The 25,901-nt window shown below is 36.4% G+C and carries 23 protein-coding genes and 4 tRNA genes; 17 read left to right on the top strand and 10 right to left on the bottom strand.

Going from position 1 to position 25,901, the window contains the following annotated elements:
• The first annotated feature begins 26 nt into the window (after positions 1–26).
• The 7 genes from recA (at position 27) to FIT61_RS01595 (ending at position 5,768) form a co-directional block, all read left to right on the top strand.
• A complete protein-coding gene (recA, locus tag FIT61_RS01625; protein ID WP_139873110.1) occupies positions 27–1,061 on the top strand; it encodes a recombinase RecA in 1,035 nt (344 codons plus the stop codon).
• A 148-nt stretch (positions 1,062–1,209) separates the two neighbouring features.
• Entirely contained in the window at positions 1,210–1,524 is a 315-nt protein-coding gene (locus FIT61_RS01620) for a regulatory protein RecX (RefSeq protein WP_223259476.1), read from the top strand.
• 7 nt (positions 1,525–1,531) lie between these two features.
• Positions 1,532–4,186, top strand: coding sequence for an alanine--tRNA ligase (alaS, locus tag FIT61_RS01615; protein ID WP_187351814.1), 2,655 nt, complete (start codon positions 1,532–1,534; stop codon positions 4,184–4,186).
• A gap of 5 nt (positions 4,187–4,191) precedes the next feature.
• On the top strand, positions 4,192–5,415 hold the full coding sequence (locus FIT61_RS01610) for an aspartate kinase (protein ID WP_139882811.1): 1,224 nt from the start codon (positions 4,192–4,194) through the stop codon (positions 5,413–5,415).
• Between the two features lie 49 nt (positions 5,416–5,464).
• Positions 5,465–5,558 (top strand) — tRNA-Ser (locus tag FIT61_RS01605).
• Positions 5,559–5,591: 33 nt separating this feature from the next.
• A tRNA-Arg gene (locus tag FIT61_RS01600) sits at positions 5,592–5,668 on the top strand.
• Between the two features lie 23 nt (positions 5,669–5,691).
• Positions 5,692–5,768 (top strand) — tRNA-Arg (locus tag FIT61_RS01595).
• Between the two features lie 235 nt (positions 5,769–6,003).
• Here FIT61_RS01595 and FIT61_RS01590 read toward each other — a convergent pair.
• Together FIT61_RS01590 and ffh are read right to left on the bottom strand one after the other, a co-directional pair.
• Positions 6,004–6,079: transfer RNA gene (locus FIT61_RS01590), tRNA-Lys, on the bottom strand.
• Between the two features lie 65 nt (positions 6,080–6,144).
• A complete protein-coding gene (ffh, locus tag FIT61_RS01585) occupies positions 6,145–7,500 on the bottom strand; it encodes a signal recognition particle protein (RefSeq protein ID WP_139882810.1) in 1,356 nt (451 codons plus the stop codon).
• Positions 7,501–7,575: 75 nt separating this feature from the next.
• On the opposite strand from ffh, the gene FIT61_RS01580 reads away from it, so the two are divergent.
• Positions 7,576–8,379 carry a cytochrome C assembly family protein gene (locus FIT61_RS01580; RefSeq protein WP_139882808.1) on the top strand — a complete coding sequence of 268 codons (804 nt, stop codon included), beginning with the start codon at positions 7,576–7,578 and terminating at the stop codon, positions 8,377–8,379.
• Positions 8,380–8,383: 4 nt separating this feature from the next.
• On the opposite strand, the gene FIT61_RS01575 is transcribed toward FIT61_RS01580, so the two are convergent.
• The 3 genes from FIT61_RS01575 to pssA are packed head-to-tail and all read right to left on the bottom strand — an operon-like array spanning position 8,384 to position 11,395.
• A complete protein-coding gene (locus tag FIT61_RS01575) occupies positions 8,384–9,046 on the bottom strand; it encodes a histidinol-phosphatase (protein ID WP_139873076.1) in 663 nt (220 codons plus the stop codon).
• Positions 9,047–9,054: 8 nt separating this feature from the next.
• A complete protein-coding gene (locus tag FIT61_RS01570; RefSeq protein WP_139882806.1) occupies positions 9,055–10,605 on the bottom strand; it encodes a 2-isopropylmalate synthase in 1,551 nt (516 codons plus the stop codon).
• A 10-nt stretch (positions 10,606–10,615) separates the two neighbouring features.
• A complete protein-coding gene (pssA, locus tag FIT61_RS01565) occupies positions 10,616–11,395 on the bottom strand; it encodes a CDP-diacylglycerol--serine O-phosphatidyltransferase (RefSeq protein WP_139873074.1) in 780 nt (259 codons plus the stop codon).
• A gap of 111 nt (positions 11,396–11,506) precedes the next feature.
• Here pssA and tgt point away from each other — a divergent pair, with 111 nt between their 5' ends.
• The 7 genes from tgt to clpA all read left to right on the top strand — a co-directional run bounded on the left by tgt (position 11,507) and on the right by clpA (position 19,762).
• Positions 11,507–12,613, top strand: a complete 1,107-nt coding sequence (gene tgt / locus FIT61_RS01560) for a tRNA guanosine(34) transglycosylase Tgt (protein WP_139882805.1) — start codon at positions 11,507–11,509, stop codon at positions 12,611–12,613.
• 54 nt (positions 12,614–12,667) lie between these two features.
• Positions 12,668–12,982: a preprotein translocase subunit YajC gene (yajC, locus tag FIT61_RS01555; protein ID WP_139873072.1), complete on the top strand. Its 315-nt coding sequence runs from the start codon at positions 12,668–12,670 to the stop codon at positions 12,980–12,982.
• A gap of 27 nt (positions 12,983–13,009) precedes the next feature.
• Positions 13,010–14,863: a protein translocase subunit SecD gene (secD, locus tag FIT61_RS01550; protein WP_139882803.1), complete on the top strand. Its 1,854-nt coding sequence runs from the start codon at positions 13,010–13,012 to the stop codon at positions 14,861–14,863.
• Between the two features lie 2 nt (positions 14,864–14,865).
• The gene (gene secF / locus FIT61_RS01545) at positions 14,866–15,804 is read left to right on the top strand and encodes a protein translocase subunit SecF (RefSeq protein ID WP_139873070.1); all 939 of its coding nucleotides are present in this window, start codon (positions 14,866–14,868) and stop codon (positions 15,802–15,804) included.
• 13 nt (positions 15,805–15,817) lie between these two features.
• Positions 15,818–17,095 (top strand): HlyC/CorC family transporter, encoded by a 1,278-nt coding sequence (locus tag FIT61_RS01540; RefSeq protein WP_139873069.1) that lies wholly within the window; start codon positions 15,818–15,820, stop codon positions 17,093–17,095.
• 75 nt (positions 17,096–17,170) lie between these two features.
• The gene (gene clpS / locus FIT61_RS01535; RefSeq protein WP_139873068.1) at positions 17,171–17,485 is read left to right on the top strand and encodes an ATP-dependent Clp protease adapter ClpS; all 315 of its coding nucleotides are present in this window, start codon (positions 17,171–17,173) and stop codon (positions 17,483–17,485) included.
• 9 nt (positions 17,486–17,494) lie between these two features.
• Complete coding sequence (gene clpA / locus FIT61_RS01530) at positions 17,495–19,762, top strand: ATP-dependent Clp protease ATP-binding subunit ClpA (RefSeq protein WP_139882801.1); 2,268 nt, start codon at positions 17,495–17,497, stop codon at positions 19,760–19,762.
• Here clpA and FIT61_RS01525 read toward each other — a convergent pair.
• Together FIT61_RS01525 and FIT61_RS01520 are read right to left on the bottom strand one after the other, a co-directional pair.
• Entirely contained in the window at positions 19,759–20,358 is a 600-nt protein-coding gene (locus FIT61_RS01525) for a glutathione S-transferase (protein ID WP_139873066.1), read from the bottom strand. The two genes, clpA and FIT61_RS01525, sit on opposite strands and share 4 nt — an antisense overlap.
• A 2-nt stretch (positions 20,359–20,360) precedes the next feature.
• Positions 20,361–21,374: a quinone-dependent dihydroorotate dehydrogenase gene (locus FIT61_RS01520; protein WP_139873065.1), complete on the bottom strand. Its 1,014-nt coding sequence runs from the start codon at positions 21,372–21,374 to the stop codon at positions 20,361–20,363.
• A gap of 46 nt (positions 21,375–21,420) precedes the next feature.
• On the opposite strand from FIT61_RS01520, the gene FIT61_RS01515 reads away from it, so the two are divergent.
• Both FIT61_RS01515 and FIT61_RS06830 read left to right on the top strand, forming a co-directional pair.
• A complete protein-coding gene (locus FIT61_RS01515) occupies positions 21,421–22,572 on the top strand; it encodes a JmjC domain-containing protein (RefSeq protein ID WP_139873064.1) in 1,152 nt (383 codons plus the stop codon).
• Between the two features lie 89 nt (positions 22,573–22,661).
• Positions 22,662–22,793, top strand: a complete 132-nt coding sequence (locus FIT61_RS06830; RefSeq protein WP_262981973.1) for a hypothetical protein — start codon at positions 22,662–22,664, stop codon at positions 22,791–22,793.
• A 53-nt stretch (positions 22,794–22,846) separates the two neighbouring features.
• On the opposite strand, the gene FIT61_RS01510 is transcribed toward FIT61_RS06830, so the two are convergent.
• From FIT61_RS01510 to dapA, 3 genes are read right to left on the bottom strand one after another with little or no spacing between them, the layout of a single operon-like run.
• Positions 22,847–23,617: an MBL fold metallo-hydrolase gene (locus FIT61_RS01510; RefSeq protein WP_139873063.1), complete on the bottom strand. Its 771-nt coding sequence runs from the start codon at positions 23,615–23,617 to the stop codon at positions 22,847–22,849.
• Positions 23,618–23,619: 2 nt separating this feature from the next.
• On the bottom strand, positions 23,620–24,897 hold the full coding sequence (bamC, locus tag FIT61_RS01505) for an outer membrane protein assembly factor BamC (protein ID WP_139882799.1): 1,278 nt from the start codon (positions 24,895–24,897) through the stop codon (positions 23,620–23,622).
• Complete coding sequence (dapA, locus tag FIT61_RS01500; protein ID WP_139873061.1) at positions 24,894–25,772, bottom strand: 4-hydroxy-tetrahydrodipicolinate synthase; 879 nt, start codon at positions 25,770–25,772, stop codon at positions 24,894–24,896. The genes bamC and dapA overlap by 4 nt, the downstream gene beginning before the upstream one ends.
• Between the last annotated feature and the right edge of the window lie 129 nt (positions 25,773–25,901).

Below are 25,901 nucleotides of genomic sequence, written 5' to 3'. Positions count from 1 at the left end.
AACACTTTAATTAAAGGCAAATTTAGATGGATGACAATAAAAGTAAAGCACTCGCTGCAGCATTAGCGCAGATCGAAAAACAATTCGGAAAAGGATCTGTCATGAGGATGGATGATTCCGATGTCATCGAAGATATTCAATCTGTTTCAACAGGCTCCTTAGGTCTTGATATAGCACTGGGTATTGGCGGCCTCCCTAGGGGACGTGTTGTTGAAATATACGGCCCAGAATCATCAGGTAAGACTTCTTTAACCTTATCTGTCATTGCTCAGATGCAAAAACTGGGTGGCGTAGCTGCCTTTATTGATGCTGAACATGCTCTTGACCCTCAGTACGCAGCCAAATTAGGTGTTGTGGTTCCAGACTTGCTCATTTCTCAACCTGATACAGGAGAGCAAGCACTTGAAATTGCAGACATGCTTGTAAGAAGCGGTTCGGTTGATATTGTTGTGGTTGACTCAGTCGCAGCCTTAACACCGCGCGCAGAAATTGAAGGTGAAATGGGTGACTCTCATATGGGGCTTCAGGCTCGGCTCATGTCACAAGCATTGAGAAAATTAACAGGTAACATTAAGAAAACAAATACGCTTGTCATATTTATTAATCAAATTCGTATGAAGATTGGCGTAATGTTTGGAAATCCAGAAACGACAACCGGTGGTAATGCTCTTAAATTTTACGCCTCCGTGAGACTTGATATTCGTCGCATTGGCGCAATCAAAAAAGGTGATGAAGTTGTCGGTGCAGAAACAAGAGTTAAAGTGGTTAAAAATAAAGTTGCTCCTCCATTTAAACAAGCTGAATTTGATGTGCTTTATGGTGAAGGCATTTCAAGAGAAGGTGAAATCATTGAAATTGGCGCTCAACTGAAATTTATTGAAAAAGCAGGCGCGTGGTATAGCTATAACGGAGAAAAAATTGGTCAAGGCAAGGATAACGCAAGAGAGTTTTTAAAAGAAAATCCAAAAATTGCTCAAGAAATTGAAGATAAAATTAGAGCGAACTCATCGGCTCTAAGCGAAGCAATGACAGCGCCGCAGGAATCTGACGAAACTGAGTAACACACAAAATAATCCATTAATTTTACTTAAAAAAAGAGCGCTTTATTACCTAGCAAAGAGAGAATATTCGCATCTTGAATTAAAATTAAAATTAAGTGAATACGCTCAATCGCTAGAATTAAACGAAGAGGCATTAGGTCTTTTTTTATTGTCTTTAGTATCTGATGGATGGCTTTCTAATGAGCGTTATTGCGAACAATTCATTCATGCAAAAAAAAATAAATTTGGACGTTATAAAATTGTTAGGGAGCTTGAAGAAAAAGGGATAGATTCGGCACTTATCGAGCAATACCTTAGCCCACTTAAAAATCAAGAATTATTATATGCAAAACAGGTTTGGCAAAAAAAATTTAAATTTCTCCCATCCTCTAAAGAGGAATGGTCAAAACAAGCTCGCTTCCTTCAAAGTCGCGGATTTGATGTCTCTCTCATAAAAAAAATATTGAATGCCAAGGAAGAATAGTTAGCGTATGTCTACTTCATCAAATCATCCAATTATTTCTAGCGAAGAAATTAGAAATATATTTCTAGATTTTTTCAATAAAAAACAACATCAGGTTGTAGCCTCAAGTTCTTTGGTGCCCGGAGAAGATCCTACTTTGCTATTTACAAATGCAGGTATGAATCAATTCAAAGACGTTTTCTTAGGTTTTGATAAACGTAATTATTCTAGAGCGGCTTCAAGCCAAAAATGTGTCAGAGCCGGCGGTAAACATAACGATTTAGAAAATGTAGGCTATACAGCAAGGCATCATACTTTTTTTGAAATGCTCGGAAACTTTAGCTTTGGTGATTACTTTAAAAAAGATGCGATTAAGTATGCATGGGAACTACTCACTGAAATTTACAAAATACCCAAAGAAAGACTTTTGGTTACGGTCTATAGTGAAGATGATGAAGCTTATGATATCTGGGCCAAATTAATCGGCATTCATGCTGAAAAAATTATCCGCATTGGAGATAATAAAGGCGCCAAATATGCATCAGATAATTTTTGGATGATGGGAGATACTGGCCCATGCGGTCCATGTACTGAAATTTTCTATGACCACGGAAATCATATACCTGGTGGACCTCCTGGATCTAAAGATGAGGATGGCGATCGTTTCATTGAAATCTGGAATATTGTTTTTATGCAATATAACCGTGATGAAAAAGGTGTTATGCATTCGTTGCCGAAACCTTCAGTTGACACTGGTATGGGTCTGGAAAGAATCAGCGCGGTGCTTCAAGGTGTTCATGCTAATTACGAAACAGATTTATTTGTACCGCTCATTAAATCAGCGGCAAATATAACAAAAACATCGGACATCAACCATCCTTCATTAAAGGTGTTATCAGATCATATACGCGCTTGTACATTTTTAATTTCGGACGGTGTGATTCCAAGTAACGAAGGTCGCGGTTATGTTTTAAGAAGAATTATTCGTAGAGCTATAAGACATGGATATAAGCTAGGCTGCAGACAACCTTTCTTTTATAAATTAGTTGATGATGTTGTTGGCATGTTAGGCAAGGCTTATCCTGACATTGAAAAAAATAAACAAAAAATTGCATTGTCGCTTATGCAAGAAGAAGAAAGATTTTTCGAAACCATTGAAAATGGTATGAATATACTCGAAGAATCTATTCAAGCGCTTACTCAAAAAAATCAAAAAACTTTTGATGGTCAAATTGCTTTTAAACTGCATGACACTTTTGGATTTCCTCTCGATCTAACTGCTGACATTTGTCGAGAAAAGAATATTTCGATTGATCAAAAAGGTTTTGATGCGGCAATGGAAGCGCAAAAGTCAATGGCTCGATCTTCTAATAAGTTTAAAATGAAAATGAACGTCGACTATAGTGGAGAAGCTACTGAATTTAAAGGCTATGAAGTCACTGAGTGCAAAGCTAAAGTGCTAGCTTTATTTAAAGATGATGAATCTAAAACAGAACTTGTCAAAGGTGATTTAGGTATTGTCATTCTTGATATGACCCCTTTCTATGCAGAATCTGGAGGCCAGGTAGGTGATAAAGGCATCATCAAAACTTCAAATGGTCTTTTTAGAGTTGAAGACACACAAAAAGTTAAAGCAAAAATTTTCGCACATTATGGTGTTGTTGAAGCAAACAGCTTAAAAGTTTCTGATGAAGTTACAGCATCGGTTGAAAATGACTTAAGAAAAAATATCATGCGTAATCATTCTGCCACTCATTTACTTCACAAAGCTTTAAAAAATACTTTAGGCGCTCATGTAGAACAAAAAGGTTCTCTTGTTGATGATTCAAAAACACGCTTTGACTTTTCTCACCCGCATGCTTTAAATGCAGATGAAATTAAATCTGTAGAAATGTTTGTGAACCAAGAAATACTTAACAATACAGATACCAAAGCTCAGACAATGCAGTTAGAAGATGCTAAGAAAAGTGGTGCCATGATGCTCTTTGGTGAAAAATATTCTGATGAGGTCAGAGTGCTTAGTATAGGATCAAGTAAAGAATTATGTGGCGGAACGCATGTACAAAGAACGGGTGATATTGGCGCTTTTAAAATTATTTCGGAAACAGGTATTTCTTCTGGTATTCGACGTATTGAAGCCACAACCGGATTTAATGTTATTGATTATATGAATGAGCATGTTTCAATCATTGATCGCTTAGCTTATGAACTTAAAGTGCCCTCCTCAGAACTTTTAAATAAAATTGATCAAATTCAAGAGCAAGTGAAAGAACAAGAAAAAAATATCCAACAATTAAAAACAAAAATTGCATCCTCTGAAAGTGGCAATTTATCTAAAAAAGCTATATCCGTAGGAGAAATTAAAATTGTCATGGAAAAATTAGGTGCTTATGATGCGCAGGCCTTAAGAGAGACCATTGATAAACTTAAATCAGATCTTAAAAGTGCAGTTATAATTTTAAGTGGTGTTGATCAAGGTAAAGTGACTTTAGCTGTTGGCGTGACACAAGATCTTACGACTAAAATAAAAGCAGGTGAAATTGCAAGTGAGTTAGCAATTGCAATTGGAGGTAAGGGTGGGGGCAAGCCTGACTTAGCAATGGCTGGCGGATCAAAACCAGAACTTCTTGATCAAGCTTTCAATGATTGCTTAACTAAAATAAAGAAAATAATTATCAACTAAAATATATGAGTTTAATTGTACAAAAATATGGCGGTACTTCAGTCGGAACACCAGAAAGAATAAGGGCTGTTGCAAGACGTGTAGCTCGATATAAATCGCTCGGCCATCAAGTAGTGGTTGTGGTTTCTGCAATGTCAGGAGAAACCAATCGACTCATTAGTCTAGCCAAAGAAATTATGGAAGAACCTGATCCGAGAGAATTAGATGTGATGGTATCAACAGGAGAACAGGTGAGTATTGGTATGACCGCCCTCGCATTAATCGATCTTGGTATTAAAGCTAAAAGCTATACTGGCTCCCAAGTAAAAATTCTCACTGATGACGCTCACACCAAAGCTAGAATTTTAAAAATTGATCATAACAATATCCAAGATGATTTAGATAAAGGTTATGTCGTGGTCGTTGCCGGATTTCAAGGTGTTGATGAACGGGGTAATATTACTACACTTGGTCGCGGAGGCTCTGATACCACAGGTGTTGCACTAGCAGCTGCGCTTAAAGCTGATGAATGTCAAATTTATACAGATGTCGATGGTATTTATACAACGGATCCAAGAGTTGTCCCTGAGGCTAAAAAATTAGATTCAATTACTTTCGAAGAAATGCTTGAAATGGCAAGCTTAGGGTCAAAAGTGCTTCAAATTAGATCCGTTGAGTTTGCAGGTAAGTACAAAGTTAAGTTAAGAGTGCTATCAAGTTTCGAAGAAGAAGGTGACGGCACTTTAATCACATTTGAGGAAAAAAATAATATGGAACAACCCGTTATTTCAGGTATTGCTTTTAATCGTGATGAAGCCAAAGTAACTATTCTTGGTGTGCCAGACAAACCAGGAATTGCTTATCAAATACTAGGTCCTATTGCAGATGCTAATATTGACGTCGACATGATCATTCAAAACGTGGGCGCTGTTGGAACAACAGATTTTACATTTACAGTTAATAAAAATGATTTGAACAAGGCTTTAGCAATTCTTAATGAAAAAGTTAAGGGTCACGTGAGTGCAAGAGAAGTAAATGGAAACGATAAAATTGCAAAAGTATCTATCGTGGGTGTTGGTATGCGCTCACACGTAGGTGTTGCAAGCCAAATGTTTAGAACATTGTCCGAAGAGGGCATTAATATCGACATGATCTCAACAAGCGAAATTAAAATTTCAGTGCTTATTGACGAGAAATATCTAGAGCTTGCAGTAAGAGCCCTTCACAAAGCTTTTGGACTTGATGCATAAGCCCTAGAAATTGATTTTTAAAGCAATTTAGCGTATCGTTCGCGCTTCTGGAGAGCTGGCCGAGTGGTCGAAGGCACTTCCCTGCTAAGGAAGCATACGGGCTTAAACCTGTATCGAGGGTTCGAATCCCTCGCTCTCCGCCATTATTCAATATCATTAAGTTATAATGTCACAACGCGCCCGTAGCTCAGCTGGATAGAGTACTTGGCTACGAACCAAGGGGTCAGGAGTTCGAATCTCTTCGGGCGCGCCACTTTTGTAATCTCTCGTATAAACGCGCTCGTAGCTCAGCTGGATAGAGTACTTGGCTTCGAACCAAGGGGTCAGGAGTTCGAATCTCTTCGGGCGCGCCACTTTAAAAAAGCTAAACAAGAAGCATTTAAAAATAGCGCAAAATGAAATAATAAAATATGCAAAATATTTTTTTAATTTCAAATTAAATTTAACTTTAATAAAATTAAAACTATTAGAAATGAAGTGTCTACAAAAATACTATCTCCACTGATTTTATTCTTTAGTCTATAGGAAGTTATGAGGTAATTTGAGATGGACTTTTTATGGTTAATACTTAAAAGTCCTTGATATAAATGGTGGGTCGGGCGGGATTCGAACCCACGACCAACGGATTAAAAGTCCGCTGCTCTACCGACTGAGCTACCGACCCAGAAGAAACAAAACACGTGATTATCCTTTATTGAGCCTAAATGGTCAACAATGGTTCATGGAAGATTAGGGTCTGAGGCCAGGTATTTTGCCAGCCATACCGCGCATCAGCTTACCCAAACCGCCTTTTGAGAACATTTTCATCATCTTTTGCATCTCTTCGAACTGATTAAGGACGCGATTTACATCTTGAACCTGAACGCCAGAACCCATAGCAATTCTTTTCTTTCTTGTAGCTTTAATCAATTCAGGCTTTCTTCTTTCAAGAGGTGTCATTGAGCTAATAATGGCTTCTATTTGACGAAGTGATTTATCACCATCTTCAGGATTAATTTTCGATGCGGCACCCGAAAATTGGGCTGGCATTTTATCCATCAACGCACTCACGCCACCCATTTTTTTCATCTGTCCTATTTGATTTTTGAAATCATCTAAATCGAAATTTTTTCCTGACTTAACTTTTTCTGCTAGCTTCTCTGCTTCTTTAACATCCAATGTTTTCTGTGCATCTTCAACAAGACTTACAATGTCTCCCATACCAAGAATTCTCGATGCCATTCTTTCAGGGTGAAAAGGTTCAAGGCCATTAATTTTTTCACTTGTCCCAATATATTTAATAGGCTTACCAGTCACTTGTCGAACAGATAGAGCAGCCCCACCACGCGTATCACTATCTAGCTTAGTTAAAATGACACCGGTTAAAGGTAGTGCGTCTCCAAAAGCTTTTGCAGTATTCACTGCGTCCTGCCCTTGCATGGCATCAACAACAAATAAAGTTTCAATTGGATTTAATTTTTTATGGAGTGATTTAATTTCGTCCATCATTTCAACATCAATGCCTAAGCGACCTGCTGTATCAAAAATCACTACATCAAAAAAATGTTTTTTTGCATAATCGATGGTTTCTGATGCAATCTTTAATGGTTTTTGATTGGGGTTTGAATCAAAACATTCAATATTTAAACTTTTGGCGAGTGTTTTAAGTTGATCAATAGCCGCAGGACGATACACATCAGCACTCGCAAGTAATACTTTTTTCTTTTTTTCAATAAGTAATTTGGCAAGTTTGGCAGAGGTAGTTGTTTTACCAGAGCCTTGAAGGCCCGCCATTAAAATAATAGCGGGTGGGGAAACATTAAGCTCTAAGGCGACGTTCTGATCCCCCATAAGAACAGTGAGCTCATCTTGAACAATTTTAATAATGGCTTGTCCTGGAGATAAGCTTTGCAATACCTCTACACCAAGCGCTTTAGTTTTAACGCGATCAATAAAATCTTTTACGACAGCCAAAGCAACATCCGCTTCAATTAAAGCAATTCTAACTTCGCGCATAGCATCACTGATATTTTGTTCAGAAAACCTTGCTTGCCCGCGGATTGTTTTAATTACGCTTTGTAATCGATCTGTTAGATTTTCTAACATATTTGTATCCTGTTTTAAGTTAACTCTTCTTTATGTACATGGTATATTAAACTTTTAATTACTAATAAAAAAAATATGGAAATTTGGCTGCCTATCTTAATAGCTTGTTTTTGTTACCTCACCCCAAGTTTATTGCTATTTAAAAATCCAGCGCCAAATAAAAAACTAATTAATTTTAATGCGCTACTTATTGGTATTGGCTTACTAGCTCATTTTACGATTCTTAAGGCTAGCATTTCTTTCAACCCCATAAATCTCGGCTTTACTAATGCGCTTATTGGAACTTCTTTTTTCAGCATTTTGATTTTCTGGCTACTTAATTTTAATAAAAATTTTAGCTATCTGCAGCCATTTTTGCTTATCCCATCATTGATTTTGTTGATCATACATCCTTTTTTTCTATCAAATCATTTTCTAACGACTGACTTATCACCATTATTTGTAACACATATCGCCATAGCTCTATTGGCATATAGTCTATTTACTTTTTCTGCTTACCTGTCCATATTTATTTTAATTTTTGAGAAAAAATTACATGAAAAAAAGAAAATAGATCAGCTCTTGAGTGGTTCGCAGCCTTTAATTGAAATGGAGAATTTCCTTTTTAATATTAATAAATTTGGCTTCATTTTACTAACCATTACACTTGGCAGCGGTATTTTATTTTCAGAGCAAGTTTTTGGAACGCCACTCCAGTTAAACCATAAAACCATTTTCTCAATTTTAGCTTGGTTAATTTATGGGCTTCTTCTAGCGGGCAAAAAACTCAATGGTTGGCGAGGAAGGAAATTTATTTACATTTCACTTACTGCCTTTTTATTTCTATTATTGTCTTATCTTGGCAGCAAATTTGTTCTAGAAATTATTCTTCATAGATAATGGATTATCTTAAAGAAATCTGAGGCCACCCCTTAGATTTAGCGTATTCCGTTAAAATATCATCAGAATCAACGGCGACAGGATGCGTCACTCTCTGCATTAATGGTAAATCATTATGCGAATCACTATAAAAGTATGATTTTTGAAAATCAGCAAATGATAGATGCTTGCTTTTGAGCCAAGCCTCTAAGCGCGTCACTTTACCTTCTTTAAAAGAAGGTAAACCTGCAACTTTACCTGTAAATTCACCTTCTTTTTCTTCTGGATCAGTGCCAATTAAATTTTCAATGCCAAATAATGCAGCAATCGGTTTAGTAATAAAGCTATTAGTAGCTGTAATGACGATAAGTAAATCGCCTTCTTCATGGTGCTTTTTGACTAAGGCGATTGCCTTTTCGGTAATCATTGGCTTAATAATTTCGTCTACATACTTTTTTAAAAGTTGATTAAGGACGCTTCTTGGATTTCTAGCAAGAGGTTTAAATTGGAATTCCACAAACGCATAAATATCGAGTGTGCCTGCTTTATAGTCAGCGTAAAATTTTTCATTTTTTTCAGCGTGAATTTTACCGTCTAGATAACCTTCTTGAATCAAAAATCGACTCCAGTTGTAGTCGCTGTCACCAGCTAAAATAGTATTATCTAAATCGAAAAGTGCTAAATTCAAATTAACCCCTAAACCTGAGGGTGAGCACGTTCTAATTTGGAATGGAGTTTGTTTAATCCATTGATATAAGCTTTAGCAGATGCAATCACAATATCTGTATCAGCGCCCTGGCCATTCACTATTCGACCACCCTTTGCTAATCTCACAGTCACTTCACCTTGAGCATCTGTGCCGCTTGTAATGTTATTCACAGAATAAAGTTGCAGTTCAGAACCTGAGTTTGCAATTTTTTCGATTGCTTTAAATGTCGCATCTACAGGACCGCCCCCAGCAGACTCAGCAATAACTTCTTTTCCATTCTCAGAAATTTTAATTTCCGCATGAGGTGTTGTGCCTGTCTCTGACATTGTTTTTAAATGAATCAATTTGAAATGCTCTATCGCTTCTGAGGTATATTCTTCACTCATAAGAGCATGGAGGTCTTCATCAAAAATTTCTGATTTCTTATCAGCCAAATCTTTAAATCTTGCAAATGCTGCATTAACAATATCTTCGGATTGAATATCAATGCCTAGCTCTTGAAGTCTTGTTTTAAACGCATTACGACCTGATAATTTTCCAAGCGAAATCTTATTTGCGCCCCAACCCACATCTTGAGCGCGCATAATTTCATAAGTTTCTCTGTGTTTTAAAACACCATCTTGATGAATACCAGATTCATGAGCAAAAGCATTTGCTCCGACTATCGCTTTGTTAGGTTGAACAGGATAACCTGTAATTGTTGAAACCAACTTTGAAGTCGGCACAATTTGTGTGGTATCAATACCCGTCGTTAAATTAAATAAATCTTTTCTTGTTCTAACTGCCATGACAATTTCTTCTAAACTTGCATTGCCTGCTCTTTCACCCAAACCATTAATAGTGCATTCAACTTGCCTTGCGCCATTCATGACAGCAGCAAGTGAATTTGCAACAGCCATGCCAAGATCATTATGACAGTGTGTAGACCATATAACTTTTGAAGCATTTTCAACTTGATTAATTAATGTTTTCATTCGCTCGCCCCAAACTCCTGGGATTGAATAACCAACAGTATCTGGCACGTTAATAGTTTTAGCGCCCGCTTTGATTACAGCATTAAAAACTTTTACAAGAAAATTAATTTCGGACCGCACTGCATCTTCAGCAGAAAACTCTACATCATCGGTATATTCCAAAGACCATTTCACCGCTTGAACAGCTCGATCTAATACCTCATCTTCTGACATGCGAAGTTTATTTTCCATATGAATTTTGCTAGTTGCAATGAATGTATGGATACGTCCTTTTTTTGCATATTTAATCGCTTCACCAGCTTTGCGAATATCATTTTCAACGGCGCGCGCTAATGAACATATAGTTGACTCTTTAATATTTTTTGCAACAGTGCTCACGGAATCAAAGTCTCCTGGACTTGCTGCCGCAAATCCTGCTTCAATCACGTCAACACCTAACTTTTCAAGCTGCCTTGCAATACGTAACTTCTCTTCCTGAGTCATAGAAGCACCAGGACTTTGTTCCCCATCTCTTAATGTGGTATCAAAAATAATGAGTTTGTTATTTTGAATTTCTTGTTGCATCTACTGCACCTTATTTTTTAAATTTAAACTGTCTTATTAAATTGAAATAGCCTGATAAAAAGTAGCAACCCACTATTATGAAGATAGCTTCAGGCGGACTATAAGAAACTAATACAAACGCCAAAATGACTAATAAAATAGCGACGAATGGAACGCTGTTTCTAAGATTAATGTCTTTGCCGCTGTAGAATCTAATCTCGCTTACCATTGAGAGTGCGATTAACATCGTCAATGACCATGAGACCCATTTCATTTTGATCATGTTAAAAAAAATCTCGCTTCCACTAAAACCGTTTTCATTGGACACCCAAACAAAACTCACAAGCAATGCGGCTGCAGCTGGGCTTGGTAATCCAAAAAAATATTTTTTTTCATCTTGATCTAATTTCACATTAAAGCGAGCAAGTCGAAACGCTGCACAACAACAATAAACAAAGGCTGCAATCCAACCTAATTTCCCCAAAGGCTTTAATGCCCAAACATACAGAATTAGAGCCGGTGCTACGCCAAATGAAACCATATCAGAAAGACTATCGTACTCAGCACCAAATGCACTTTCAGTATGAGTCAGTCTTGCAATACGACCATCTAATCCATCCATAATAATGGCAATAAAAATAGCAATGGCTGCGAGCTCATACTTACCATTCATCGCTTGAACAATTGAATAGAATCCAGAGAATAAAGAAGCCGTTGTAATAAAATTAGGCAGCAAATAAAAAGTATGCTTCCCTATTTTATTTCTTAATAAATTTTCTTTATTTTTTCCGATACTTTTAAACTTTTTCATGTCTCATTTTCAAGTGAAAACTTAATCTTTTAGTATAACAAAGCTTTAACGATTTCATTAATTCTAATTTATACTCATTGACTTACTGCAGAACGAACTCACAATATAAACATGCAATTCAATCTCATTCAAAAAGATGGTGAAGCCAGACGTGGTGAATTAAAACTCCAACATGGCACCGTGCAAACACCGGTATTTATGCCTGTAGGCACTTATGGTGCAGTCAAATCTTTAAGCCCTCAAGATTTGGAATCTATAGGTTTTGAAATTATTCTTGGAAATACTTTTCATCTATGGCTCCGTCCTGGTCTTGAAACTATTTCAACTTTCAAAGGGCTGCATGACTTTATCCAATGGCGTCGATCTATCCTTACTGATTCTGGTGGCTTTCAGGTATGGAGCCTTGGCAAAATGAGAAAAATTACTGAGGAAGGTGTTGAATTTAAATCGCCAATTAATGGCGATTCTTGTTTTCTAAGCCCTGAAGAATCCATGCGAATTCAAAAAGCACTTAACTCAGATATTGTAATGATTTTTGATGAATGTACGCCATATCCAGCCTCCTATGAGGAGGCAAAAACCTCTATGCAGCTCAGTTTAAAATGGGCTTATAGAAGCAAAGTAGCGCATGAATCAAATCAGAACGCTTTGTTTGGCATCATTCAAGGAGGCATGTTTGAAGACCTTAGAGAGTGCTCGCTTGATGAATTAAAAAAAATTAATTTTGATGGTTATGCAATTGGCGGATTATCGGTCGGCGAACCCAAAGAAGAAATGCAAAAAGTTATTGCTTTTATTGCACCTAAAATGCCCGAAGATAAACCGCGCTATTTGATGGGCGTTGGCACCCCAGAAGATATAGTTGAGGCAATTGCTCATGGTATTGATATGTTTGACTGCGTGATGCCGACAAGGAATGCAAGGAATGGCTGGCTATTTACTCGGTATGGAGATTTAAAGCTTAAAAATACACAGTATAAAAATGATACAAATCCAATCGATAGCGATTGCGACTGTTATACCTGTAAAAACTTTTCTCGCGCCTACCTTCATCATCTTTTTAGAATTGGAGAAATGTTAGGCTCTCGCCTCAATACCATCCATAATTTGTTCTTTTATCAAAAAATAGTTCAAGAGGCTAGACTAGCCATCGAAACTGGTACATTTGAAACTTATAGAAAAATATTCCATCAAAACAGGAAACGCGGCATTCAATAAACGCCTGCTGTGCTAAAATTAACCTTTAAAATTAATTACCTGTAGGAAATATAAATGTTTATAAATCACGCATATGCTGCTGATACCCCACCCACCGATTTGATGAGCTTTTTGCCATTTATTATCATTTTTGTACTTTTTTACTTTATGTTAATTCGCCCTCAAATGAAACAAGCAAAAGCCCACAAACTTATGATTGAGTCACTTAAAAAAGATGATGAGGTTGTGACTAACGGAGGTGTGCTTGGCAAAGTTGTTAAAATCAAAGATCAATTTGTTACATTGGAAATTACGACTGGAACTCAAATGCATATCCAGAAGCAATCTATACAAACTCTACTTCCTAAAGGCACCATAAAATCCATCTAATTTCTGAATTGACGGCTTAAGTTAATAATGAATCAATATCCCAAATGGAAGTATGGCCTTGTTTTAATCGCAATTTTTATTGGCCTGATTTACTCTGTTCCTAATTTCTTTGGTGAATCTCCTGCTGTGCAAATCATGCCAACTAAAGCCTCAGATAAATTAGATTTATCTATTTTAGCTACGATTGAAAGCACTTTAAAAGAAGCGAGCCTTCCTTTTGATGGAATCATTCAAGAGCCTAATGGCATCAAAGTTAAATTTTCAAATCCTGACGGTCAAGTTAAAGCAAAAGATGCACTTCAAAACGCGCTGGGCGGTAATTATGTAATTGCTCTAAACCTTGTCTCTAAGTCGCCTACATGGCTATCTAAAATTGGTGCTATTCCCATGTATCTCGGCTTGGATTTAAGAGGTGGCGTCCACTTTCTTCTTCAAGTAGACATGAAAGCTGCAGCTGAAAAAGCGGCTGAAAGCTACTTAAATGATTTCCGTATGACGCTTAGAAAAGAGCGTATCTCATATATTGGCGCTTCAAGATTAAATGAAATTGTAAAGCTTCAGTTTGACAGCCAAGAAGAGTTAGAAAAAGCTAAAAAACTTATCAAAGTAAATTACCCAGATTTAATGGTTAATGAATCTCCATCTGGAAAAGATAAAGCACTCGATATTGGAATGAGCGAAATGGGCAAGAAAAAAATTCAAGAATTCGCGCTCAAACAAAATTTACAAACACTTCATAACCGCATCAACGAACTAGGCGTTGCTGAGCCTATTATCCAGCAACAAGGTTTAGATCGGATTGTTGTCCAACTTCCAGGCGTTCAAGACACAGCCAAAGCTAAAGAAATTCTCGGACGAACAGCGACGCTCGAAATAAGATTAGTCGATGAAGATAAAACAGATATTGCTACTTTGGAAAGCGCTCAAAAAGGCAATACTCCTTTCGGAGATGATTTATTCAAAGATAGGGACGGTAGGGCCATTCTCGTAAAGAAAAATGTATTACTTACAGGCGACAGAATTACTGACGCTGGTCCAGGTGTGGATCAACAATCAGGTAGATCTGTTGTTCATGTGACGCTGGATGGAAGAGGTTCAAATATATTTAAACAAGTAACTCGTGAAAATGTAGGTAAACGTTTAGCGATTCTTCTTATAGAAAAAGGACAAACGGAAGTTGTAACAGCACCGGTCATCCAACAAGAAATTGGTGGTGGTCGTGTACAAATTTCTGGGATGAATAGCCCACAAGAAGCTACCGATATATCTCTTTTATTAAGAGCTGGTGCTCTTGCAGCTCCTATGCAAATAATTGAAGAGCGCACCGTAGGTCCAAGCATGGGTGAAGAAAATATTAAACGAGGTATTCACTCTACGTTGTGGGGATTTGCCGCTATTTCCGTCATGATGATCTTTTACTACATGGTTTTTGGAGGCGTTTCTATTTTTGCTCTTGGTGTAAATTTATTATTATTAGTCGCTTTATTATCTATTCTCCAAGCCACCCTAACACTTCCTGGATTGGCAGCGATTGCCTTAGCATTAGGTATGGCAATTGATGCAAACGTGCTAATTAATGAAAGAATTAGAGAGGAGCTTAGAAACGGCAATACCCCGCAAGCAAGTATTCATGCCGGTTATGATCGCGCATTTGACACAATCCTAGATTCCAATGTCACGACATTAATTGCAGGTCTCGCCTTATTTATGTTTGGTACAGGTCCCATTAAAGGGTTTGCTGTCGTTCATGTATTAGGCATTTTAACTTCCATGTTTAGCGCTATTTTGGTGTCAAGAGCGCTTGTAAATATTCTTTACGGGTATCGACGTAAAATTGATAAATTATCTATCGGTCAAATCTATAGGCCCCATCAAGACTAATTATGGAATTATTTAGAATAAAAAAAGATATCCCTTTCATGAGTTATGGTCGCTTAACCACGACCATTTCTCTCATCACTTTCATTATTGCGATTATCTTCTTAGGCCTGAGAGGTCTTAATCTTGGTGTTGATTTTACTGGCGGCACACTTATGGAAGTCAGTTATAGCCATCCGGCAGATATCGATAAAATTCGTCAAGTAATGGATAAAATTGATCTTAAAGATGCAACGGTGCAAAACTTTGGCACAAGTAAAGATGTTTTGATTCGCTTACCTATTCGACAGGATTTATCGATTGCTCAATTATCAGAAAAAGTATCAACGGCTCTTCTTGAAAGTGACAAAGATACAAAAATACAAAGAGTAGAATCTGTGGGCTCGCAAGTTGGTGAAGAACTTTATGCAAATGGTGCGCTCGCTTTGCTCCTTGTGTGCTTTGGAATTATCGCTTATCTTGCACTGAGATTTGAATGGCGTTTTGCGGTTGCAGCCATCATTGCTAATATGCATGATGTCATTATTATTTTGGGCTTTTTTGCATTTTTTCAATGGGAATTTAACCTCACCGTTCTTGCAGCCATCCTTGCTGTATTAGGCTATTCTGTGAATGAATCTGTTGTTGTTTTTGATCGCGTCAGAGAAAATTTTAAAAAAATGAGAAAAGCAAGTGTGGTCGAAGTCATTGATAACGCGATCACAAGAACAATGTCACGCACTGTGATTACCCATCTTATGACACAAACTATGGTGTGCTCAATGCTATTCTTTGGTGGAGAAACCCTTCATAACTTCTCACTTGCTTTAACGATTGGTATTTTATTTGGCATTTATTCGTCAGTACTTGTAGCATGTCCGGTTGCAATGTGGCTTGGTGTATCTCAGCGCAATCTCAGTCAAGATCAACCTAAAGAAAATCAGTCACAAGAAATTAATCCTTAAGTTTTTTTAAACTTTGAACACCCTTTCCATTAGTTATCAATTTGTCATTCTTATAGCTTTAGTTGCTATATCAGCATTTTTCTCGCTTGCTGAAACAAGCTTAATGACACTCAATCGTTATAGATTAAAACATCTGGTATCCCAGGGTAATCATGCAGCAAAACTTACTCACAAACTTCTCTCTTCAACAGATAAGCTTTTAGGCGTCATATTGCTATGTAAAGAATTCGCGAATGCAGCCTCTGCAATGTTTGTAACGGTTATTACAGTTAGGCTTTATGGAGAAGGTCAAATAGCGCTCATGGTCGGAACTTTAGTAACTACATTTTTGATTCTTATTTTTGGCGAGATATCACCTAAAGTTATTGCAGCTTCCAAGCCTGAACGTTTTGCTTTCTTTAGTAGCTACGTGCTCTACCCGCTTTTAAAAATTCTCTATCCCATAGTTATCTTAGTTAACTTTTTTGTATTAACATTTGTAAAAATATTTAATGTGAAGATAGATTTCAATAATAATCTTCATGCAATATCCATGGATGAATTAAGAAGTATTATTTCTGAAGCTGGTCAATTCATTCCCAATCAACATCGCAAAATTTTACTTAATTTATTTGAGCTCGAACGGATAACTGTTGATGATATTATGATTCCTCATACTTCTGTTGAGTCTATCGATTTTGATTTAACTGATGAAGAGGTTATTCAAAAACTGCTTACCTTCCAACACAGTAGAATATTAGTCAAAAAAAATTCACCTGAAAGTATTTTAGGCTTGCTTAATACTCAAAAAATTATCAAACAACTTAATTTGCATGATGCCTTAAATAAAATTACAAAAGATGATTTAAAAACACTCATTTCAGAGCCATACTTTATTCCTTCGGGCACACCTTTATATACCCAAATGCAACACTTTCAAGATAAGCAAGAAAGAGTGGGTTTAATTGTAAATGAGCATGGTGAATTTATTGGGCTATTAAGCCTTGAAGATATCTTAGAAGAAATTGTCGGTGAATTTAACCTAGATTTTCTATCAAAATCATCTAAATTTAGTCAAGATCAAGATGGCGGATGGATTGTAGATGGAAGTGTCGCCATTCGTACACTGAATAAAAAATTGAATCTTCAATTTCCAATTGACGGACCTAAAACACTGAATGGCTTAGTATTAGAATATTTTGAGGATATCCCTGAACCGAACACAAGCTTCAAAATTGCTAATCACACCTTAGAAATTCTTCAATCTCACGATCGCATTGTGAAGAGCATAAAAATCTACCCAATATCGTAATTTTTTTTAAATTCTCAAAAAGAATTGCTTGAGTTTTTATTTTTTTTAATCACAATAATCATTAGGGTTTAGCTAATGCCAAAAATAAATGCAACTGAAGACATAAAGCTTAGTCCAAAAAAAGCTAAGACTAAACTTCCTAGTATGTACAAAGTGATCATACTAAATGATGACTTTACGCCCATGGAATTCGTAGTAAATACGATTCAACGTTTTTTTAATAAAAGTGTTGATGAGGCCACTCGTATAATGTTAAAAATACATACAGAGGGATTAGGTGTATGTGGAATTTTCCCTGTAGATATTGCCGAAACAAAAATGAATCAAGTGCTAAACTATGCGAAAGAACATCAGCATCCTTTGCAATGTATTATTGAAAGAATTGATTAAACTTAAATTATGATTGCTCAAGAACTCGAAGTAAGCCTACATATGGCATTTATGGACGCTAGACAAAAGCGTCATGAGCTTATTACGGTTGAACATTTACTTCTCGCTATGCTTGACAATCCCTCAGCAGCCGAAGTACTAAAAGCGTGTGGCTCGAATATTGATACGCTTAGAAATGAATTAACACAATATATCGATGATCATACGCCAACCATATCTGGTGAAGATGAAGTAGACACCCAACCCACACTCGGATTTCAAAGAGTTATTCAAAGAGCGATGCTTCATGTGCAATCTTCTGGCAAAAAAGAAGTAAATGGCGCAAATGTTTTAGTCGCAATATATGGTGAAAAAGATTCACACGCTGTTTATTTTCTTCATCAACAAGGTGTGACTCGACTTGATGTTGTTAATTTTATTGCGCATGGCGTTTCTAAATTAAATGAAGGTGATACACAGAAAACATCTCCCGAACAAGAAAATGATCAAGAATCCCCTTCTTCTAAAGCTCTAGAAACATATACGATCAATCTAAATAAGATGGTATTGGCTGGAAAAATTGACCCGCTTATTGGTCGAGATTCAGAAATTGAACGTGTCATTCAAACATTATGTAGAAGAAGAAAAAATAATCCGCTCTTGGTAGGTGAAGCCGGGGTTGGTAAAACTGCTATTGCCGAAGGACTCGCAAAAAGAATTGTCGACAAAGAAGTTCCTAGTATTTTAGAAAATACCACCATATTCTCTCTCGATATGGGCTCCTTACTTGCAGGCACAAAATATCGTGGAGATTTTGAACAAAGACTTAAATCTGTCATGAAGCAACTGAACGAACAAAAAGATGCTATTTTGTTTATTGATGAAATTCATACCCTTATAGGGGCTGGTTCTGCAAGTGGTGGAACACTTGATGCATCTAATCTTCTTAAGCCGGCGCTATCAAATGGATCTATTAAATGTATCGGCGCAACGACTTACCAGGAATACAGAACAGTCTTTGAGAAAGATCATGCGCTCACAAGAAGATTTCAGAAAATTGATGTTAACGAGCCTAGTATTCTTGATACGATCAATATCCTTAAGGGTCTTAAATCAAGATTTGAAAAACATCATAATGTAAAATATTCTGTTACAGCGATTAATAGTGCTGCGGAACTTTCTGCAAAATATATCAATGATAGACATCTCCCTGACAAAGCTATTGATGTAATTGATGAAGCTGGGGCAGCACAAAGAATACTCCCAAAAAATAAACAAAAAAAAGTTATTACTAATAAAGAAATTGAAGATATCGTGGCGAAGATCGCAAAGATACCTCCAAAAAATATTTCTAATGACGACAAAAACGCCCTTAAAAATCTTGAACGAGATCTTAAAGCGGTAATTTTCGGGCAAGATAAAGCAATCGAAAATCTAGCAAGCGCTATCAAGATGACAAGAAGTGGATTAGGTATGCCAAATAAACCGATTGGCAATTTCCTCTTTAGCGGCCCAACAGGCGTTGGAAAAACAGAAGTGGCCCGCCAACTTGCTTATATATTAGGTATTGAACTCGTTCGTATTGATATGAGCGAATATATGGAAAGACATGCTGTATCAAGACTCATCGGCGCTCCTCCAGGGTATGTGGGATTTGACCAAGGCGGGCTCTTGACTGAATCTGTCAACAAACAGCCTTATTGTGTGCTTCTTCTTGATGAAATTGAAAAAGCGCATCCAGATATTTTTAATATCCTTCTTCAAGTGATGGATCACGGTTCTTTAACAGATAGTAACGGTAGAAAAACGGATTTTAGAAATGTCACGCTTATTATGACAACAAATGCTGGAGCAGAGTCCCTCTCAAAAACTTCTATGGGATTTACGCAATCTAAAAAAATGGGCGATGAACAAGCGGAAATCAAACGATTATTTACCCCTGAGTTTAGAAATAGACTTGATGCAACGGTATCATTTGCGCCACTCAGTCATGACGTCATTTTAAAAGTTGTCGACAAATTCCTAATGCAGCTCGAAGATCAACTCCATGAGAAAAAAGTGGATGCAACTTTCACAGATTCACTTAAATCATATTTAGCTAAAAATGGTTTTGATCCGAGTATGGGCGCAAGACCGATGTCACGCCTCATTCAAGATACAATCAGAAAAGCGCTTGCGGATGAGCTACTTTTCGGAAAGTTAACCAATGGTGGCAATGTAATCATTGATATTGATAGTAATGATAAAGTGAAATTAATTTTTGAAGAGGAAAATAAAGCCATCCTTCAAGAGTCTTAATTCTTTTTCATTACATCTTTAAACATTTGGCTTTCTATGAAATTCTGAAGCCATTTTTTTAATTCTCGATATTTAGAATTTAAAAACCAATCTTCATCCACCAAAGAAAACTGTCTTATAAAAGGAAATATTGCTACATCAGCAAGGCTTATTTTTTCTGTCATCAAATAATTTTTTGATTTTAATTTTTCATTCAATACATTTATAAATAGTTCACATTGAGCACGATAATATTCTTTGGAGTGCTCAGGAAAACGATCGGCATATTTATATCTATCTAGATTTTTCTTAAAACTAAAATCATTTTCATAAATAAGCTCCTGGCTAAGATTATTATCATTTAAGATCCAATTGTCTGGATCAGATTTATTGAGTGCCCATATCATGATTTCCAAGCTTTCTTCGATAACCTTTCCATTATTATCAACTAACACTGGAACTGTACCTTTAGGGCTGAGTGCTAAAAAATCAATAGGTTTATCTTTGAGTGAAATTTCTATAGATTCATAATCTATTTTAGCTTGATATAAAGCTAGCCGTGATCGAATAGCGTAAGGACAGCGTCTATATGTGTATAGTCTTGGTCTAATTAACATTATTAACCAATGGACTGGCAAGCATCGAGAACGAGCTTTCTTCCTTGGTAAACGAGACCTGAATAAATTTGGACAAGCTCTGCACCAGCATTTATTTTTTCTAAGGCATCTTCTCCAGAAAATATACCTCCGACGCCAATAATGGGAACCTCGCCTTGAAGTCTTGCATGAAGTTCGCGAATAATTGAATTAGATAATTTAAATAGAGGTTTGCCTGACATGCCTCCAGCTTCTTTTCCGTTAAAAAGATCACTCACCAACTCTCTGCTAATAGTTGTATTAGTTGCTATTACGCCATCAATTCTATTTTTGATAATGCTTTTTGATATTGCATCTAAATGTTTATTTGTTAAATCAGGTGAAATTTTTAATGCAATAGGGACATAGCGTCCATAGTAATCAGCTAATCTAGTTTGCTCATCTTTAAGTTGAGCCAAAAGAATATTTAAAGCTTTAGTTTCTTGAAGGTCTCTTAAGTTTTTGGTATTGGGTGAAGAAATATTGACTGCAATATAATTTGCATATTGATAAACCTTTTTCATACATAAAAGATAATCTTCCCCAGCCCGTTCTAGAGGTGTATCAAAATTCTTACCAATATTAATTCCAAGCACACCTTTATATTTACTTAATCTTATATTTTCTACTGCGGCCTCAAGACCTACATTGTTGAATCCAAATCGGTTAATAATGCCCTGAACCTCTGGCAATCTAAATAATCGCGGCTTTGGATTGCCTAATTGAGGTCTTGGGGTAATCGTCCCAACTTCAATAAAGCCAAACCCCAATTTACCTAAAGCATCTATGTGATTTGCATTTTTATCCAGTCCTGCAGCTAATCCCACTGGATTTTGAAAGGGAATACCCATTACAGTTCTGAGCTTGCAAGGGTTTGGGGATTTTAAAAAACTTAAAAGTCCGATTTTATTAGAAAGAGATAGTGCCTTAAGGGTTAAGTCATGCGAAAATTCTGCATCAAACTTAAATAACAATGAACGAATTAATTGGTGGCTCATAACACCGTTATTTTAACTTAGGAAGTTATAAGGCTTAATAAATATTATGCGATTAAATCGTAAAAATCACATTTTAGGAAAAACATCGGTTGATACCTTCTTAAAAAAATATTGGCAAAAAAAACCGCTCCTCATTCGAAATGCAATTGAAAACTTTCAATCCCCCATCACAGAAAAAGATCTTTTTTATATTGCACAAGATGAAGAAGCCATATCCCGTCTTATAGAATATAAGCAAGGCTTGTGGCAAGTGAAATATGGTCCCTTCGAAAAATCAGACTTCCCTAAAAAAAAGAATGCGCCTTGGACGGTACTTGTACAAAATATTAATCATCATTTTTCTTTTGCCAATTCTTTTCTAAATCTTTTTAAGTTTATTCCATATGCACGGCTTGATGATTTAATGGTGAGTTATGCCACGAAGAATGGAAGTGTTGGCCCTCATTTTGACTCCTACGATGTATTTTTATTTCAGGCAAGCGGTGAAAGAGAATGGAAGATTAGCGACCAAAAAGAATTTTCTCTAGATAAAAAATCAGCTATTAAGATTATTACCAATTTTAGAAGTAAAAATTCTTGGGTACTCAAACCGGGTGATATGCTCTATTTGCCTCCTAATATAGGGCACTGGGGCATTTCGCAAAGTGATGATTGTCTCACTTATTCGATTGGCTTCAGAGCACCTAGTACATTTGAAATCCAATCTAAATTTTTAGATTTTATTCAAGACAGCTTGAACACGAATAAAAATTATTTGTATAAAGATCCGAATTTAAATCTTCAAAAAGATCCAGCTGAAATTAATACAAATATGATTAAGAAAATTCAACAGACAGTTAATCAATTGCGTTGGAGTAAAAATTTGATCAATACTTTTATTGGTCAATTACTTACTGAGCCAGTTGAAACTGCTATTTTTCAGCGCCCTAAGCCGATTTCACTTGAAATCTTTAAAAAAAATCTCTCAAAAAAGATTCTAGAACTTAACCCTAAAACAAGAATGCTTTTTATAAAAAATAATTTTTATATTAATGGTGAGCTCATCGAAGTTGATAAGAAATATGCTGCATATCTAAGACAACTTGCAAATAACAAAAAAATCGCATTTAAACCCAGTTTAGACAAAAAAGATTTAAACGCTTTGGGGATAACCTTACTCCCTTTGTACCTCTCAGGATTTATTGATTTTATTCAATAATATTTAACTATCCAGCTTGTTTTGTTGTAGAATAATTGTCAGGGAGCTTTACATAGCCCCGAATTCAACATTAATTTTAAGGATTAAAAATGACACGTTCACTACTTATCGCTTTATTATTAGCTATTGGTTTAACTGCTTGCGGCAAAAAAGAAGAAGCTGCTCCTGCTGCTGATGCAGCTCCAGCTGCTGAGGCTGCTCCAGCTGCTGAAGCTAAATAATAGATAATTTATCTATTGTACGAATAAAAAAGCCGGTTTTTAACCGGCTTTTTTTATATAACCTGCCACGACGTTCCGTCGACTTGCGTTGCAATTTTTATCCAATCACGCTCACATCCTATTTTTCCTACAATAGCTTCTTTCACTAGCTCTTCAGTATTATTTTTCTCACTTAAATGCGCTGCGACAAGATGTTTTAATTGTTTAAATTGAATTTTCCCCAAAATTTCAGCTGCTGTTTGATTGTCTAAATGACCTAATTTACCGCTAATTCTTTTCTTCAAGCTGTATGTGTACTCGCTTGATTCAAGCAAATTAAGGTCGTGATTAAATTCTATAATGAGCGCATCTAGTTGCTGAAGCATCTTTTCAATATGAGGTGTTGAGCTTCCCGTGTCTGTCAAAATGCCCAATTTATGATTGCCATCACTTAATGTAAATTGAGTAGGCTCTCTTGCATCATGAGGCACTGGAAAGGGTTGAATGACAAAATCTTCTATTTCAAATGTATTGTGACTATCAATTATATTCAAATCAATTTCATAAGATTTAATCATGTGTTTTTCACACATCTTGTAAGTCCCATAAGAAAGCCATATAGGAATCTTGAATTTGTTTGCTAGTTTAAAGGCGCCTTTGACATGATCTTCATGTTCATGAGTTAAAAGAATGCCTGTGATATTTTCTGGGGATTGATTAAGTCGATCCAATCTAGACACAATATCCTGCATTGCAAAACCACAATCAATCATTAAAAGTGATTGGTTTTGCTTTACTATAAACGAATTACCAGCGCTCCCGCTGCCTAAAGATGCGAATTGCATCTTTATTTTAATTGATCATAAAGAAGAGTGATGATTCGATTTGCGGTAGATGAGTTGTTTCTCTTGCCATCTTGGAACTCAATAATAACTTGAGAGCCGCCATTGTCTGAAGAAATAATTTTAATGCGATATTGTTTTTCTGGATTAGTTTTTTCTTTATCGCTTCCGCCCCAGAATTTAAGCTTCTCAGATAAAGGCTTATCTTTTTTCTGGCTGATATCTTTATCCTGCTTGTCTTTTTTGTCATCGTCGCTCCAGAACATAAGAGAGTCTAGCACTCCTTTTTTCTTCTTGGGGCTATCATCAATATCAACATCAGCATATTTTACAAAATAGATTCCATTTGATCTGTCTTTGTCTTCAATCACAAATCCGATGATATCTAAAGCCAAACCTACTCTGCGCCAAGCGCGATCAAAAGGATCTTGAATTTCGAGCGAAGAACTTCCATCCGCTTCTTTTTTTACTTCAGCTCTCTTTTGATTAACTGGTGCTGCAATAATTTCTTTCGCTCGCTTATCTGCTACACCAAGTTTTATCATAAGCCTTCTTAAAAGCTCAGCATCTAATTCATCATCTTTCGAATCTGCTTTTGTTTCCAGCTGAGTCTTTGCATCATTTCTAAAACCGTTATCTACAACACCGTAAGGAGTTCGGATTTTTTCCTTACCGTCATCAGGCGCTGCATCTACACTTCGATGTGTCATATAAATCTCAGTCGTGCCTTCTTGAAGACCACGATCTAGTCGAGTTCTAAATTTTTTACGGTTAGCCGTGCCAGATGAGATAGAATCAAGCCATGCATCAAATTTATCGAGCGCGCTTTTATTATTGTCTGCTTTAAGATCACCTTCTTTAATCCATTCAGTTTCCATAACGCCTGTTTCTGGATTTTCTTTTTTTACGGCAAATCCCATATCTAACCAAAAATCTCGTATTACTGGCCATATTTTCTCAGCTGGCGCATTAACAACCAGCCATCTTTGAGCACCTGCTTTTACAATTTTCATGCCCTCTGGATTAGGCAAAATGTTTGACTGGCTATTATCTTGTTTCTGTCCATTCTTAAAATCCGAATAACTAGTAGATCCTGGTATTGCATACGCATCATTTGAAGTCGCTGAAGTTAAGTCAGGAGGCACTTCTAGAGGACGAGATCTCCCTGCAGCCTTGTAATCAGGCGCTGTAACTTGATCCACAAAAGGAATGTTGTCACATCCATTTAATATTAAGAATAAAGGCAAAACATAAAGCCATTTACTTTGCGCTAGTAATTTCATTGAATATGAGCTTCCTTCATGGCAGTTTGAATAATTTTATGATACTCCGTGCTAAGTTCTACTAAAGGTAATCGAATACCTTCTTTGATAAGACCCATTGTCTTTAATGCCCATTTTACAGGTATTGGATTAGCTTCTATAAATAGATTAGTGTGAAGTGAAAACAATTGCTGATTAATCTCGATCGCTTTTTCGTTTTGTTTAGCAATGACGCAAGCATACATTTCATGCATTAATTTAGGCGCAACATTTGCCGTTACAGAAATCACACCTTTACCTCCGAGCAACATAAGCGATAAAGCAGTCGCATCATCACCGCTTAAAACTGAAAAATTAGACGGTAATCTTTTAATAAGATCGATACCTCGAGTCAAATCTCCTGTCGCATCTTTAATGCCTACAATATTAGTAATATTACTTAACTTTAAGACGGTATCGTTCTTTAAGTCACAGCCTGTTCTAGAAGGTACATTGTAAAGAATTTGATCAATTGCAACTTCATTTGCAACTTTACTAAAATGCTGAAAAAGTCCTGTTTGATTGGGTTTGTTGTAATAAGGTGTCACCAATAAACAAGCATCTGCACCAAGGCGTTTTGCTTCTTTTGTAAGATCGATAGCTTCTTGCGTAGAGTTAGCGCCTGTTCCAGCTATTACTGGGATTCTTTTATTGACGTGTTTAACGGTTGTTTCAATAAGCTGACAATGCTCTTCGCAATTAACCGTAGGTGATTCACCCGTTGTTCCCACAATGACAATGCCATCCGTACCTTCATTAATATGAAAATCAATTAATCCATGCAGCGCTTGGATATCAAGACTTCCGTCAGGAAACATTGGAGTAACAATTGCAACAATACTGCCTTGAGGTGACATGAGATTGGCTATTAATTTAGTAAAGCCGCTATTTTAACTTAAATAGCTAAACACCAAAAAAATTGATCATTTGTTATATATATAATAGTTATATAACTATAAAAGTTTATTCTTTGAAGTAATATAGAA

The sequence above is a fragment of the Candidatus Methylopumilus rimovensis genome (assembly GCF_006364615.1).
Lineage (GTDB): Bacteria > Pseudomonadota > Gammaproteobacteria > Burkholderiales > Methylophilaceae > Methylopumilus > Methylopumilus rimovensis.
The sequence above is the reverse complement of the archived record's forward strand: the minus strand, read 5'-3'. Positions and strand labels throughout refer to the sequence as shown.